The organism is Salmonirosea aquatica (genome assembly GCF_009296315.1).
Classification (GTDB): domain Bacteria; phylum Bacteroidota; class Bacteroidia; order Cytophagales; family Spirosomataceae; genus Salmonirosea; species Salmonirosea aquatica.
This window is the reverse complement of the sequence record NZ_WHLY01000002.1, coordinates 189589-203892: the sequence shown is the minus strand read 5'-3', so window position 1 is coordinate 203892 and position 14304 is coordinate 189589. Positions and strand designations below refer to the sequence as shown.

Annotated in this window: 13 protein-coding genes; 3 read left to right on the top strand and 10 right to left on the bottom strand. The window is 52.5% G+C overall.

Features of this window, described 5'->3' with window-relative positions; all coding sequences use genetic code 11:
* Positions 1-2: 2 nt before the first annotated feature.
* Positions 3-1211 (bottom strand): glycosyltransferase, encoded by a 1209-nt coding sequence (locus GBK04_RS01800; RefSeq protein ID WP_152756335.1) that lies wholly within the window; start codon positions 1209-1211, stop codon positions 3-5.
* Positions 1212-1305: 94 nt separating this feature from the next.
* On the opposite strand from GBK04_RS01800, the gene GBK04_RS01795 reads away from it, so the two are divergent.
* Positions 1306-2412, top strand: a complete 1107-nt coding sequence (locus GBK04_RS01795; protein WP_152756333.1) for a glycosyltransferase family 4 protein — start codon at positions 1306-1308, stop codon at positions 2410-2412.
* Here GBK04_RS01795 and GBK04_RS01790 read toward each other — a convergent pair.
* Genes GBK04_RS01790 through GBK04_RS01780 form a run of 3 tightly spaced genes read right to left on the bottom strand, consistent with a single transcriptional unit; the run spans position 2409 to position 5566 of the window.
* Positions 2409-3224 (bottom strand): alpha-1,2-fucosyltransferase, encoded by an 816-nt coding sequence (locus GBK04_RS01790; RefSeq protein ID WP_152756332.1) that lies wholly within the window; start codon positions 3222-3224, stop codon positions 2409-2411. The genes GBK04_RS01795 and GBK04_RS01790 overlap by 4 nt on opposite strands.
* Positions 3225-3230: 6 nt before the next feature.
* Positions 3231-4598, bottom strand: a complete 1368-nt coding sequence (locus GBK04_RS01785; protein ID WP_152756330.1) for a flippase — start codon at positions 4596-4598, stop codon at positions 3231-3233.
* Positions 4595-5566 (bottom strand): hypothetical protein, encoded by a 972-nt coding sequence (locus GBK04_RS01780; RefSeq protein ID WP_152756328.1) that lies wholly within the window; start codon positions 5564-5566, stop codon positions 4595-4597. Before GBK04_RS01780 ends, GBK04_RS01785 begins: the two co-directional genes overlap by 4 nt.
* Before the next feature lie 214 nt (positions 5567-5780).
* On the opposite strand from GBK04_RS01780, the gene GBK04_RS01775 reads away from it, so the two are divergent.
* A complete protein-coding gene (locus GBK04_RS01775) occupies positions 5781-6536 on the top strand; it encodes a glycosyltransferase family A protein (RefSeq protein ID WP_373330632.1) in 756 nt (251 codons plus the stop codon).
* Positions 6537-6547: 11 nt separating this feature from the next.
* Here the strand turns inward: GBK04_RS01775 and GBK04_RS01770 are convergent, their stop codons facing one another.
* From GBK04_RS01770 to GBK04_RS01755, 5 genes are read right to left on the bottom strand one after another with little or no spacing between them, the layout of a single operon-like run.
* Positions 6548-8008, bottom strand: a complete 1461-nt coding sequence (locus tag GBK04_RS01770; protein ID WP_152756325.1) for an O-antigen ligase family protein — start codon at positions 8006-8008, stop codon at positions 6548-6550.
* Between the two features lie 36 nt (positions 8009-8044).
* A complete protein-coding gene (locus GBK04_RS30235) occupies positions 8045-8191 on the bottom strand; it encodes a hypothetical protein (protein ID WP_373330631.1) in 147 nt (48 codons plus the stop codon).
* Positions 8192-8215: 24 nt separating this feature from the next.
* Entirely contained in the window at positions 8216-9391 is a 1176-nt protein-coding gene (locus tag GBK04_RS01765; protein ID WP_152756323.1) for a glycosyltransferase, read from the bottom strand.
* A 2-nt stretch (positions 9392-9393) separates the two neighbouring features.
* Positions 9394-11565, bottom strand: coding sequence for an exopolysaccharide transport family protein (locus GBK04_RS01760; protein ID WP_152756321.1), 2172 nt, complete (start codon positions 11563-11565; stop codon positions 9394-9396).
* Complete coding sequence (locus GBK04_RS01755) at positions 11562-12242, bottom strand: TolC family protein (protein WP_373330630.1); 681 nt, start codon at positions 12240-12242, stop codon at positions 11562-11564. Before GBK04_RS01755 ends, GBK04_RS01760 begins: the two co-directional genes overlap by 4 nt.
* Before the next feature lie 142 nt (positions 12243-12384).
* Between GBK04_RS01755 and GBK04_RS01750 the strand changes: the two genes are divergently transcribed.
* Positions 12385-13002, top strand: a complete 618-nt coding sequence (locus GBK04_RS01750; protein ID WP_152765751.1) for an acyltransferase — start codon at positions 12385-12387, stop codon at positions 13000-13002.
* A 10-nt stretch (positions 13003-13012) separates the two neighbouring features.
* Here the strand turns inward: GBK04_RS01750 and GBK04_RS01745 are convergent, their stop codons facing one another.
* Positions 13013-14281 carry a sugar transferase gene (locus GBK04_RS01745; protein ID WP_152756317.1) on the bottom strand — a complete coding sequence of 423 codons (1269 nt, stop codon included), beginning with the start codon at positions 14279-14281 and terminating at the stop codon, positions 13013-13015.
* Positions 14282-14304 lie beyond the last annotated feature (23 nt).

Below are 14304 nucleotides of genomic sequence, written 5' to 3'. Positions count from 1 at the left end.
GGTCAGTGGCCTTTTCTGACCAGGGCATCGGCCAGCAAGGTCGCCAGGGCATCGGCCCGATGATGCCAGGTGTTGCGGGAGGCTATCCGGATCCGTTCCGCGCGTCGGGCTTCCGAATCGGTAGCCAGGGCTACCCGGATGGCTTCGGAAAAAGCCGGGGGATCGGCACAGATGGCGACGGAATTGAAGGTGAAATCTTGTAAATCGGGATTGAAATCGGAAATAATGACCGGCTTGCCTGCCCCCAGGTACTCGAACAGTTTGAGCGGAAATACCGTAGCACTCTGTTCGTCTTTTAAAAAGGGGATGATGCAGACCGAAAATCCTTTCAGCACCGAAGGCAGATCGGCGTATTGAATTTTACCGGGAAAATGAATGTTGGGTGCCTGCTGGATCGAATCGGGCAAGTCTGAAAAAACGGGACCGATCAACACGAAGTTTTTGTCAGGATGTTGGGCGGCCAGGTACCCCAGCAGCGGCAGGTCCATCCGGTGGTCCACGCTGCCCAGGTACCCTACCACGGGTGGAGTGATGCCGGCCAGCAGAGGCGATAGTGGTAGGTCGGGGTTCAGGGCTTTACGGCTGTGGTCGATGTCAGCGGCATTGGGTACAAAATGGGTATGGGGATTGAGGGCCTTTTTTTCCTGATACAACTGCTTGCTGCTGCAAATGATCAGATCGGCATTTTCAACCAGCTCGCGTTCAGAAACCAACCCGTGGCGACCGTCGAAATCCCCGATGATCGGATCGAGGCACTGGTACACCTTAAGGCGAGCTTGAAGTCCCTGGGCCACATTGGGGTAATGGAAGTTAAAGGAATTGATAAAAATAAAATCGGTAATGCCGCGCTTTTTGAGGACATAGCGGATTTTCCAGCGGATAAGCGATTCGTTCACCCTGAGCAGAAAGCGGTACAAGCGTCCTTCGGGCAGGAAGTGGATGGATAGCAGCACCGGCAGGATGAACACCCGGAGCAAGGAATCGGGCATGATGATGGGTTCATCGGAAAACAGCCCGAACTTGCCCCACCTTTTGCGGAAAGCGGCCGTTTTGCGCCTCCTGATGAGGTCAATGATTGTATACGGATTGTCGAAATAAAAGACCTCATTGTCGCGGGCCAGTTGTCGCGCGAGGGCGAAGGAGGTGGACTCAATTTCGGCGTCGAAGCGGAACAGGCTGAAAATAACGATGTTTTGTCCTTTCAGATCCATGCGCGTTCTGGTACTTTATAATACATGATACGACTCCCGGAGGAATTTTTTAAAGATAAGTACCTGGGGTAGTTTTGCCAAGTCCATTTTAATTATGCTCAAAGTTTTCTTCGACCACCAGAAATTTTCAACCCAGCGCTACGGCGGAATCAGCCGGTACTTTGCCACCCTCATCGACCACATCCGCCGGGATGCGGACTTCGACTACGAAACGGGCGTCGTATATTCACAAAACCACTACTTGCCCGACCGGCATGCGCTGCTGGATAATGCGCTGGCGAAACGTTTTTTTTCGATCGGACCGGTCAAAAACCGGATTTACGACCTCAACCAGACCCAGTGTGTCCGGCTCCTGAAGGCCAATGCCTTCGACGTATTTCACCCCACTTACTACGATCCCTATTTTTTGGAGTACCTTAAGAAACCGCTGGTCGTCACCATTCACGACATGACCTACGAGCGACTGCCGGAATACTTCTGGGCCCAGGACCCGCTGAGCCAACAAAAACGATTGAACATCGAGCGAGCCGACCTGATCATCGCCATCTCGGAAGCCACGAAGCACGACCTGCTGGATCTGTTTCCTGCGGTCAAACCTGAAAAAGTCCGCGTGGTGTACCATGGTATTGATCTGGATACTCCGCTGATTGTTAGTACCATGCCGGACCTACCTTCCGACTACCTGCTTTTTGTCGGGGACCGGAGTGGATACAAGAATTTCTACTTGCTGCTGGAGGCATTTCGTACGCTCTCCCGGCGATACCCCGATCTCCATCTTGTCCTCGCCGGGGGCGGAAATCTGGAGGTGGCCGAACACGAAGCTATCGGACGCGCCGGACTGACCGGTAAAATCACGCACCGCCATGCTTCCGATGCCGAATTGAATACCCTGTATCAACAGGCTACCCTGTTTGTCTACCCTTCCCTGTATGAGGGGTTCGGGCTACCGATCCTGGAAGCGTTTCGGGCGGAATGCCCGATCTTGCTCAGCGATACCGCCTGTTTTCGGGAAATTGCCGCCGATGCCGCTGCTTTCTTTGAACCCCGTAGCCAGGAAGACCTGACCCACCAGATCCAGACCTTGCTGGATGATTCTGCGCTTCGCCGGGAACTTGTAAAAAAGGGTCAGACCCGCCTGCTGGATTTTCCCATCGAAGCCTGCGTACAGACCACCCTGGACCTGTACAAATCGCTGGTCTAGGCCGGCAATACGTCCACCCATTCGAAGCGGTCGGTCATGATGCCGCGTGGATGTTCGCGCCCGATGCGGAAACCCATCCAGTTTTTGGGGGCTATGACCCGGTTTTGCTTGGGCGATAGATAGGCCGCCCACCAGGCGAAGGTACTGTTGGAAATGATAGCGATGTCGGCCTGCTGGATCAACTGGAAATCCGTGATTTCGTCATTGGCCACGAAGCGGAAGTTGGGTCGTTCAGGAATCCCTTTTTTTACAAAGTCCAGATCATCGCTCACGAAAAAAACCACGTAGCGGTCGAGGTCGGCAATGCGGTCGAGTTGTCGCCGGAAATGATCCAGCGGTAGCGAAATGTCCCGGTTCTGATAGTTGAGGTAGTCGGTACGACGGATATGCACCGTCACGGTGGGGTTCTGGTCGAACACCTCGCCGAACTTCTCCCGGAATGCCTGGACGTATTTCGGTTTCAGACGCAGGGGATGGGTTGGATTCACCGCCCGGATATAGTAGTCGGACTGGTAGTACCCCGTATAGATCGTTCCGTCCTGCACCTGAATGGGTTTGGGACGGAAGAAATTATGGATCTGGACTTCTTTAAACGTAAGTAATTTGGGCAAAATCCGCATAAGAACCGAGTACAGTTTCGAACTCAGCGTCAGGTTATGGTACCAGCCCAGGTCAAAGTACCGGGCCAGATAGGCGTGGTGGGGATTCGGGAAAAAATAGGTTTTTCCCCGGTCCTGAGTCTTGAGGTACCGCAGGAAGTAGTATTGGAAAAGCTGGTTGCCCAGGCGGCCGATGAATTTGACTCCCACCATAATGGATTAACTGATGCCCGTCCTCGCCCAGGCTTTGCTGACGAAGGGACGGACGTATTTTTGGAAAAATTCGGGATAAAACCGGTACATGTACACAAACGTGTTGAGCACATTGACCGACACTTCTTTTTTGAGCAAAACCTGGGCGATGATGAAGCCCACGATGTTGGATATGAGCGTGGCGTAGGCGGCCCCCAGTACCCCCATGCTTTTGATCATGACAAAGTTCAGGCCCAGGTTGGTGAGGGTCGTAAACAGCACCACGTAGAAAGTGACCTTGGTTTTGCCGATGGAATCCAGAATGGTACCGAATTGACGACCATAGGGAATCAACAGGCAGTATAACAACGTGATTTTCAGCAGCGGGATGGAGTCGGCGTAGCGTTCGCCGGCAATGAGTCCGATGGCCCAGTCGGCAAAAAAATACAGGAAGATCACGCCGGGGAGCAGGATGGCCAGGGTGGTACCTACGGATTTTTCATAGAGGTACTTAATGGCTCCTTTGCCTTCTTCGGCCATCCGCCGGGCGCTCTGCGGAAACACGATGACCGCCATGGCGTTGGTGGGGATGTCGATCAGGTTGGTGATCCGGACGGCGATGTTGAACGCGCCGGAAGCGGCCGGCGACAGCAGGGCGCCCAGCATCATCTGGTCGAGGGTACCCGAGAGCAGCGAACTGACCGAGGTACCGAAACCGTATTTACCATAGCCGAAAAGCTTACCCATCCAGTCGCGGGTGTTCGCCAGCGTAAAATTCAGGTGGGGCCGGACGTACGAGTAGGCCAGCAACGCAGCTGCCGCGATGCTGATGACCTGCACCCACACCAACTCGATGAGCCGGATGCGGTAGTCCAGGAAAAAGCAGACCCCCACGAACAGGAAAAAAATAATCTGCCGCACCAGACCCGTGATGAAGATTCCCTTGAAACGAAAGGTAGCCTGCTCCAACCAGTTGAAAAGATTCAGCAGGCCCGAGAGCACAAAGCCGATGTTATAGACCAGGAAGAGGTTGACCAGTTGGGGCGAATCCCATAGCCGGGCCAGGCTCGGGGAAAATATCAGACTGAGCGCCACGCAGACGACCGTGACCAGGCCGCTCAGCAACAGGGACGCAGTAATAATGGAAGGATGTTTTTCGGGATCGTTGGCGGCAAGGTACCGGATGAGGGCGGTCTGGATCAGGCCATTACGCACGGCTTCGAAAATGGTGATTGTGGACATGAACAACACCCAAACGCCATAGTCCACTTTATCGAGACTGCGCACGAGAATGAAAAATCCCGCAAAGCCGAAAAAAACGCCGGAGAAGTTTTGCAGTACCGTCAGAAAGCCGGACACCAACCAATACCGATTGTTCTGATTGGTGTCTTTCATACGGAAGCGGGGGAGGTGGGTAAGAAATGCGCCTGCAGATACTGCTTCACTTCCTCGTCGGTCCGGGCGTGCAGGATGGTCGCTCCCGAAAACTGGGGATACAGTTTTTGGAAACAGTGGAAATGGTGTTCCGGCCCTTGCTTGGACAAGATGAGGTTCGTACCACCAAAGTAGCTCGCCAGCGTAGCCGTGCCGCCATGAATCGATATGAACTTGTCGGCATTGGCGTACAATTGCAGTTGGAAATGGTTGAAATTGTGGGCTTGTCCCCGGTTTTCCCTGAACAAATCCTCCATCAGGACTACCTCCGGATGCGTACGGGCGATCCAATCGAACTCATCGAGGTCATAGATATCGCTGTTGTCCATCGTGATGTTCTGGGGCCGGGGCCGGTTGTAGATCACGGTATAGTGTTCCTTGAGCTGGCTGAACATGAAATCGAGCAGGTCGAGGCCGAAATAACTGATCGGTGGCCCGCCCCATTCAGAATTGTAGCGGTTGGCCACGACCACCATGGGTTTGTCGTAGCGGTACACTGAGTTCTGATAGTGTGCTTTCAGGGGGACGGGCGCCCATTTATCCATATCGTAATCCTGGCTGTACAGGATCCGGGGCATTTCGAAGTTATAGTTGCCCTCGTTGGTCCGGGTGTCGTATTTTTCCTCATGCTGGGGCGAGAAAAAATAGAGCTCCCGGGTATAACGCGACGATACCGTGTTTTTGAGTGTGCCATTTTGGTGGTGCCAGTAGGCAAAGGGGAGCACGAATTGCAGCTCGGGCGCAAATTCACCGCTGAAATCCAACGTTTTGTAGGGCTTCTTAAAAATATAGTCCCGCAGCAGGTACTTGGCCTGCACCAGCTTACAGCGAATCGTATCCTTATAGAACCATCGCAGCTCGGGGGCGACCGACCCGTACCGGAGGCGGACATACAAACCAATGGCCTTTCTGAATAACGTTTGCAGCATAATGGGAGCCGATTGAAAGTAGGGTAGCAACGAAAACCGAAGCTACGAACAAAGAACAGTTTAATTTTATTTTGTTACAATTAATAATGAAATATATTACCTTTGGTCAGGAGTATTTCATCAGGATGTCGTATTGATATTTGGCCGCTTTTCTGCTATTTCCACTCATAACCTAATGACTAACAAGTCGTTTTATTTTCCAGAAACCACGCTTTTGATCACACACTTTAACCGAAGTTATTCGCTTGAGCGGTTACTGAATTCTTTTCGTGAACTGAACTGTACCTTTCACCGCATTGTCGTTTCGGACGATGGTAGCGTCGGTAAGCACCGCGAGAGGTTACCGGCCTTGCAGGCCGAATACCAGTTTGAACTACTATTGGCCGCAGTCAATTCCGGTTTGGGCCATAATATCAACAAGGGACAGGACGCCGTACAGACCGAATACACGCTATATGTCCAGGAGGATTTTGAGCCTACACCGCTGTTTCCGGTAAAACTGGGCGAGGCCCTGGCTTTCATGCGGGCCGACCCTACCCTCGACATGGTCCGTTTTTATGCCTTCCTGGATTATCCGATCAAGGTGCCCTTCGGGCAGGGATTCTCCGAGCTGAAATTCAATTGGAGGCACCCGAGCCATATCAAATTTTACGCTTATAGCGACCATCCCCATCTGCGTAGGTCCGATTTCCTGACCAAGTTCGGACGTTACCTGGAAGGCGAATCCGGCGATCGGACCGAGTTTGACACCGCGCTGCGGTTTCTGCGGGGCGGGGGACGGGCCCTTTTCTATAATGAGTATTCTTCGCTGTTCTATCACCGCAACTCCCCGCATGAACCCAGTACGATGGGACGCTCGTCTTGGAAGGAATCCAACCATTGGGCCGTGGAATTATCACGTGCGCTCTACCTGAGGTACCGGTGGCTGAAAAACTCCCTTCAACTATTGCTCCTGCGATCAGAAAACTGAAAATCCATGCTTCACGAATCGTTGCTCAATAAATCCGGAGTTGGGTAGTCCAGCTTCTGAGTGCATTGGATAATGGCCGCCGCCAGGTAAAACAGGATGTTCGACGGAAACTGGACAATGGCTTCCTGGGGATAACTCCCGATGCCCAGTACAAAAACGGCTACCGTCATGGCCAGGCAATAAGACTTAAGTTCTCGGTTCCGAAGCAGGTAAAACGTGTCGATGCCGGTTTTAAGAATCAGAAACAGCAGGATTCCGAAAAGCAACAAACCGATCCAGCCCATTTCTGCCGCAATCCGCATGTACCCGCTGTCGGGTGGAAAACTGGCCAGATAGGAATTAGGCGCAAACCGGACTCCCCAGGCGCCCGTGGCGCCCAGCCCGCCACCCATCGGGTGGCTCAGTATATAGGGCTGAATCCGTTTCTGATTCTGAGCCCGCAGGTTGAAGGAGGCATCATCTGAAGGCTTGAAGGCCGACTGGAAGCGATACAGGGTAGGGTTGCTGGTAGGAATGGTGATAAGTACCCCCAGGACAAAAACCGAAGCCAGGGCCAGCCACAGGATTTTCTTGGAAAACTGTAGAATGAAAAACAGGGTCAGGCCGGCAGGAATCAGCACGTAGGCACCCCGGGTGGCGGAGAATAGCATCGCCATGATGCACAGCCCGCCGACCGCGATCAATAGGCCGTTGGCAGCCAGGCTGGCTTTGGCCCGGATCAGGCTAAGGCAGATGAAAAAGGCCAGAACCATATTGTAGGAGAACGTCACAGGATCGGAGAAAACTGAATATTTTCGCCAGTGCCCATCAATGTACAATAGGCTGACCATCAAAGGATCTGAGGACATCTCCTGAAATTCGGCGGCTGCAAAGCCCAGGTATTCCTGCTTGAAACCATACAATGCTCCCAGAAAGGCCAGTACGACCCATAGTCGAACCAGGAGCCGGAGGTAGGCGATCGAGTCGATCCGGTACACGAACACATAGTACATCAGGGTCACCGCGCCGACCGTCCGCACGGTGTACAGCCAGGCCATCCTCGATTCGGCCCAGGGATTGGCAACCTGAAGTACCGTATAGCCTACCCATACCATGATCATCATGGCCACGGGACTTTTAAAAACCGTCCGGTCGGTAGTATTCCGGAAAGTGAGGATCATACCCAGAATGAGCAGCCACTCCATGGCGTCCATGAGGGTACCAATGGGGAAATTGAGTCCCAGCCTCAGGAAAAAGAACAGAAAATAGGCCGTGATCAGCAGCACCACGATTCCGAACTTAGGGTACGCTACAATGGCATACACAGTGGGTAGGGCCACCATCGCCGCCATCAGCAGGAGCCCGGGTAAAACCCCGTAAAACCCTACCAACAGCGCTACGCCTCCGGCTAGGACGGCCAATAGGCCCAATCCTAATGGGTTGCGGAGTTTTTCATCCCAAAGCGTCCGTACCAGGTAGGCTTTCAGGTTCATGCGGGTAGGTAATGGGGTATTTATGATAATGGGTTTTTAGAAAAATAAAATTTTCAGGATGAAGCTGAAAATACTCAGAAAGGCCACCACCAGGGCAATCCGCCGAAGCATAGCCTGTTGGGGATTCAGAGTGGCCAGACGTTGTTTCCTTTCATCCTTTTCGATCCGGGGGTATACTTTCATCGACTCGACAGTATTTTTTAACAGCTACATTTGGGTTCGTTCGGCCTCGCCGTGGTGGGTAGCCACCGACCGTTGGTTGGCGTTTCGGGCGTTGAACAGCGCAATTATCTGCAGGAACATAAAGCGGGGGATCTTGTAGAGGGCGCTGTAAATACGTGGATCGGTAGGAGATTGCCTGAGCGCCAGTAAAAAACCGAGTACAAACAGAGCCAGCCCTACCAGCCAAAGTAGGGCAATGCCGGGAGCAAAGGCCAGGTTGACTCCCGCAAAAATCATGGAAGCAGCCAGAAATAAGAATAGGGGAGGCCGTAGAAGTACGATCCCGAACAAAAACTGGTTCCAATCGCCGCGCCGGATACCTTTTCCGAGTAAAGCGAAGCCAAAAGTGAAGTAGCGAAACCAGGTGTTGATCCAGCGGGCCCGCTGGCCCACGAGCTGCTGGGCGCCGGTGGTTTTTTCGTCATACACGATCGCCTTCGGTGCGAAAGCGATCCGGTACCCGCGCTTGAGGATTTCGGCCTGTAGTACTTTGTCGAATCCAGCCCCTTCGATGGTCAGATGCCCCAGACACTGTTCGTAGAGCGCTACTCGGAAAGCCATGCCTGACCCTGCCAGGGTAGCTGAAGATCCGGCGCCGAAGAGTAGTTTGCCGTCGTAAAAGTGATAGTAAATATCCCGGGCGGCGTCAAGGCGAGCCAGATCCGTATTCAGATTTTTGGCTTCCCGTATTCCCTGTACGGCCTGGAAGCCCTGATTGAAGGCCGCATTGAGGTGTAGGAGTAAGTCAGGATCCACCACATTGTCGCTATCGATGATCACCAGCCGCTCGTGCGCCCGAATGAACCGGCGGATCGCGTAGAAATGGGATTTGGTATTACTGGCCAGCACCGTTTCGGGGCGCAGCACAGTGACCCTGGGATGAACCATCGACCAGTCCGAAGCGTCACAATTATCGGCCACTACGTAGATATGGAAACGGCTATAGTGGAGCCGGAGGAGCGAATCGATGACATCAGGCAGCTGGTGGGTTTGCTGATAGGCGGTCACGATGAGGGCATAATCCGCCTCAGTCCCGGTTTGTGTTGGAATGATGGGGGGTACCCTGCGGTACTTATATAGCGCGTATAGGATCAGGGGGAAGACCAGATGTATGCCCACCAGCAGTTCCAGCACGATAAAAAAGGAATACAGAATCAGCATGGTCAGATTTTCGTCAGAGATTTGCCAATGGGTTCAATGTCGTAAGGGGTACCGGTAAGTACCCACCCGGAAAGAATGGCCCCGCGGCTGCGTAGGTAGTTCAGCCGGACTTTGTCGGCATCCCTGAGCCCTTTTCCAAAAGGAAATACCGCCACCACCCGGTCCGAAAAAGCAATCCATTCCTTGGCCTTATTCAGCGTCGAAAGGGCAGGCGTCTCGATAAGAATAACGTCATAGTGCTGCTTAAGGTAATCCAGTTTTTCCTGGATCGTCCGTTCGTCGGCAATTTCCAACAACGACACATCGCCGCCGGCAGTTGCCAGGATATTTCCCGTTTCGGAAAAAAGCTGGGATTGGTTTGTTTGGAAAAAATCTTCGAGGGTACCCTGTTTCCGGGCTTGCTGGCTAAGGGTAGGTTGGGCAAAATTGCCGTCCAGGATTACCACCCGCTGGTGGATGCGCTCATACGCCCAGGCCAGGCCATACACCAGGTTGGTCTTGCCCGCGTTATCGTGCAGACTGGTGACGGAAATGACCTTTGGATTTGAAGTCTCTTCGTCTATTTCATAACGGATGGACCGGATCAAATCCCGGAAAAGAACTGTCGACCTATCCGCCTGGGCGCTATCATCTAGTTTTTGCAGGAAATCATCCCCTGAAATCCGATTGATCCGGCCCAAAACCGGAAGCCCCGTGGTATCAGCCAGCTGGGCGGTAGTCCGGATGGAGCTATCTAGAAAATAGAGGAGAAAAAACACAAAAAGACACACCACCAGGCTGGACAGTCCGGCCAGCAAAACCAGCAACATTTTCTTGGAAGGCTGCAAGGTACCCAGGGTAGCCCGCTCGACCAGCTTCAGGGTAATCGGTGAAAAGGATTCGAGTCGGGCGTTGTTGTAGCGCTGCAGGGCTTCGATGTATTCTTTTCCGGCGATCTCGATACTGGTTTCGAACTGCTGGATACTGGCTTCGTTAGGTACCATCCCGTCGTATTTCCGATTGAGCCGGTTCACCTCGGCTTCAATGGAGGCAATGCTGTTTTGGGCCAGTTCCAGGGCGATTTCCAATTCGAGCTTATGGGTGATCAGGTCCCCCTTGGCCGATAGCGGACTGTAGGCAACCTGATCGGTCGAGGCGCGGATCTGGCGGTTCAGTACCTGCTGAAGGGAATCCACCCGGTTTTTGAGTCGGGGATCGAAATTGTTCCGGATGTACTGGTCATTGGTGATTTGTAGGGTTTCTTTGGTGACCGCAATGCGCTGGTTCAGTTCGGCCAGGTTGCTTTCAAGGTACCTTCGGTCAGCCGGGTCGAAACGCTGGTCGATGTTTTTGAGGGCGGCACGGTAGGCTACCACGTCCTTTTTGGCAATTTCCCGGCGGGTTTCAAAATCGATGATATGTCCATAGAGACTTCGGGCCTGCTCATTTAGATTAAGTACCTTGTTCTGGATTTTATAGCTTTTGAGCTCTTCCATACGTGCATTGAGGGCATCGCGCTTCTGGAGCATCATTTTTTCAAAAAATTCCAGTGAGCGGTTACTGCTTTCCTGCATGCGCCGGGCGTAGAGTGACAGGAATTCTTCACAAAGCGTATTGACCACAAAGGCAGTCATTCGCGGATCTCTCCCCTCGAACTCAATGTTAATATAATCGCTGGTCGCAATCCGGTAGATCGTAAGCTTATCCAGTAATGAAGATGCGTCGTATTCCATACCCGCGATAAGGTCGAGTACCAGCGCCTCCTGGGGCTTACCCGCAGAAAGTGGCTGATGGGCGGTATATTTCTGGCGGAGTATGGCAAGTAATTGTTTTTTAGAAGCCGCAGACATGTCGTTCAGCGATCGGGAGAGCGGACGAAATGTCGAATCGGGCGGTACCATCAGGTCATGGATCAGGAGTCGATAGGATACCTGGTCGAGTACCTGCTTCATCCGCATCAGCTGGATCACATTGTCAAAGCTCCGGTTTATCTCCGACTCCTGCGGGGCGTCCTCACTCACAATAAGTTGGTCGGTCTTGTCCACAATGCCGGTGGCTAACCTACCCTGCGACCGGTAGGTGTCGGGTAGCTGGCGGGTGAGGAAAAAGCAGACCACCATAGCCACCAGCGGAACCAGGAGCAGGATATAAAGCCTTTTGCGCAGGAATTTCAGGAAATATCCTAGTTCAGTCATTGGATTTCTTCAAGTTTTTTCCCCAGTAATTCTTCTAGGCTGCTCTTGGCGATCAGCAGATCTCCCGCGAAGCTGATTTTGGTCTGTAGGCGGTTGGTCTTGTCAAGCATGGCCTGGTTGTAGGTTTCATAGGTCACCTCACCTTTTTCGAACCGGTATTTGATATCTTCAATCATACTCTGGGCGTCCAGTACCGACTGCGAAACTACCCGGTACATGGCTTTGGCCTTGACATACTCGAAATAGCGCCGCTTGACGTCGGCGACCAGGCTGAGTTCATACACTTCCTTTTCTTTTTCTATGATGGTGAGTTCGTCTTTGGCCTGCCGGATGACCGTGGGTTTCTGAAGCAGGCTACCCACATTGGCAAAAAATCCGAACTGGTACCCGTTCAGCAAGGTGGGGTTGATGGCGGATGTACCTTTAAAGGGAGAGAGGAGGTAGGAAAAGGAGAAGATGTCGAAATAAGACAACCGTGCCTTCTTTACGCCCTTTTCTGCTACCTCGATCCGGCTGTCGTAGGCCTCCCCGCGCGGATAATTACTACGCGCGGTGGCGATCAATTTTTCCAGAAAAGGGTACGAGATTTCATCCTCAATGGCAATAGCATCCTGCCCTCGCACGCCACTTACGAGCAGGACCAGTACCGTGAAAAAGAAAAAGGTGCGTCTAATCATGCTGGAAAATAAGTAGGTACCCGGTATCGGAAAGCATTTGTCCATAGGATCCTTGTGATTGATGTGGTTACTTTTTATTTCAAATGTCGGGCAAACATCCGATTCTCGCTTACCTTTACAGCACAACCGTTATATGATTGGCATGGGCCTCAAAGAACTGATTCTTCGTAATGCCGGGCTTAAAAAATTCCTGCACCGGCTGCTTTTTCCCAAAGACGATCCGCGGCCCCGGAGTTGGGTCAATGTACTGTTGAATCCTTTCTACCACACCCACGGACGCCGCGTACGGATCCGCCGCAGCGTCCGAATGGATGTCGTTCCGTTTAACCCGCTTACTATTGGGGCTCGGACAATCATCGAGGATTTTACCGTTGTCAATAATGGGGTAGGGCCAGTCCAAATCGGTCAGGATGCCCTGATTGGCATGAGTAACGTCATTATTGGCCCTGTTTCTATTGGTGACAAAGTAATTATGGCCCAGCACGTGGTGGCAAGCGGACTCAATCACGGATACCGGGATCCGCAAACAGCCATCAAAGACCAACCGGTTGAGACAGCTCCCATCACGATCGGCGACGCGTGTTGGCTTGGGGCCAACGTAGTGGTTACGGCCGGGGTTACGATTGGCAAGCATTGCGTCGTGGCGGCTGGCAGTGTCGTCACCAAGTCTATTCCTCCCTATTCGGTAGCCGTCGGGAATCCAGCCCGCGTGATTCGGACCTACGATTTTGCTTCCAATTCCTGGATCAAGGCGAGTTAAAGGGTGCTTTTTATACACTTTCGGATTGAATAAGAGCGGGAAACGTTTTCAGGATGATTTTCATATCGAGCCAAAAAGAGAGGTTTTTGACGTAATAGATGTCCAGCTCGATGCGCTCATCCTGCGATATTTCGGCTTTTTTCTTGCTACGCTTCATCACCTGCCAGTAACCCGTCAGTCCCGCCGGGCCCGCAAAACGCATAATCTTGTCATCGGTGGTCAGTTTTTCCGCTTCGTAGATAGGTAGGGGTCTGTTGCCTACCAGGGACATGTCGCCTTTGATGATGTTGACCAGTTGGGGTAGTTCATCCAGACTGGTGTTTCTCAGGAAATGACCTACCCCCGTAATGCGGGGATCATTCTGGAATTTCATGAAAGCCGCCTTTTGCTCTTTTTCCCTCAGGTAGGTTAGTTCACATACTTCCTTGCCGTCCCAGAAGAGCGGACGCTCACAGGTTTTCAATCCTTGCTGCGTACAACTTTCACATAAGGTGGGAGTCAGCTCCGGGGATTTTTCGGCCTGGTTATAGATGTTCAGAGAGGCCATGTCCTTGACCAGTTTGTCGGCATTGGTGCGCATGGTCCGGAATTTGTACAAATTGAATATCCTAAAACCGCTACCCACCCGTTTGGACTTGTAGAAAACAGGCCCCCGGGAATCAAGCCGGATCAACAACGCCACTAAAAGAAAGATGGGAGAAAGCACCAGCAAGGCGCCCCCTACTACTACTACATCGAACGTGCGTTTCCAAAGCGGAGTTTTGACCTGCAGGGGCTGGACGCGCTGAGCCGCCTTACTGGCCTCGTACCATTTCCGCTTGAACAGAAAATTGAGTCTTTGCAAAAGGTCATCCCCCGAAAAATTCTCATCGAAAATATCATCCGCTTTCATCACCCGAGCCCGGTGAATAACTTGGGGGGCCAGTCGTTTTGTCAGGAGTATGAGGGGTATGTGGGTCATTTTCGAACCCGACCGTAGGGTTTCCAGCAACTCCCATCCTCCATTTTCGGCGCTGGCTACAATAGCGTCGGCGGGATAGCCCATCCGCAGTGCCTCGAGCAGCGTTTCGCGGCTACTGAAACTCTCGATGCTGAAGTACTGGGCGAAGTAATTTGAAAAAGTCAGATACTGCTGGAAATTATCGTATAGGAACGCGATTCTGCCACGCATTTCAGCCTCCGAACTGCCACCCGATTCGTGCCATCCCCGAATTGGAGGGGCGGCATTGTTGAATGGCTCATGGCCAGGTTCAAGTTCGTTGGTAGATTGAATTTCCATATTGAAGTACTACGGATTCGATA

Bases quoted from the DNA above. Each gene is read 5' to 3' on its own strand.
- GBK04_RS01800 (WP_152756335.1), bottom strand. From the start codon at position 1,211: ATGGATCTGAAAGGACAAAACATCGTTATTTTCAGCCTGTTCCGCTTC.
- GBK04_RS01795 (WP_152756333.1), top strand. From the start codon at position 1,306: ATGCTCAAAGTTTTCTTCGACCACCAGAAATTTTCAACCCAGCGCTAC.
- GBK04_RS01790 (WP_152756332.1), bottom strand. From the start codon at position 3,224: ATGGTGGGAGTCAAATTCATCGGCCGCCTGGGCAACCAGCTTTTCCAA.
- GBK04_RS01785 (WP_152756330.1), bottom strand. From the start codon at position 4,598: ATGAAAGACACCAATCAGAACAATCGGTATTGGTTGGTGTCCGGCTTT.
- GBK04_RS01780 (WP_152756328.1), bottom strand. From the start codon at position 5,566: ATGCTGCAAACGTTATTCAGAAAGGCCATTGGTTTGTATGTCCGCCTC.
- GBK04_RS01770 (WP_152756325.1), bottom strand. From the start codon at position 8,008: ATGAACCTGAAAGCCTACCTGGTACGGACGCTTTGGGATGAAAAACTC.
- GBK04_RS30235 (WP_373330631.1), bottom strand. From the start codon at position 8,191: ATGAAAGTATACCCCCGGATCGAAAAGGATGAAAGGAAACAACGTCTG.
- GBK04_RS01765 (WP_152756323.1), bottom strand. From the start codon at position 9,391: ATGCTGATTCTGTATTCCTTTTTTATCGTGCTGGAACTGCTGGTGGGC.
- GBK04_RS01760 (WP_152756321.1), bottom strand. From the start codon at position 11,565: ATGACTGAACTAGGATATTTCCTGAAATTCCTGCGCAAAAGGCTTTAT.
- GBK04_RS01755 (WP_373330630.1), bottom strand. From the start codon at position 12,242: ATGATTAGACGCACCTTTTTCTTTTTCACGGTACTGGTCCTGCTCGTA.
- GBK04_RS01750 (WP_152765751.1), top strand. From the start codon at position 12,385: ATGGGCCTCAAAGAACTGATTCTTCGTAATGCCGGGCTTAAAAAATTC.
- GBK04_RS01745 (WP_152756317.1), bottom strand. From the start codon at position 14,281: ATGGAAATTCAATCTACCAACGAACTTGAACCTGGCCATGAGCCATTC.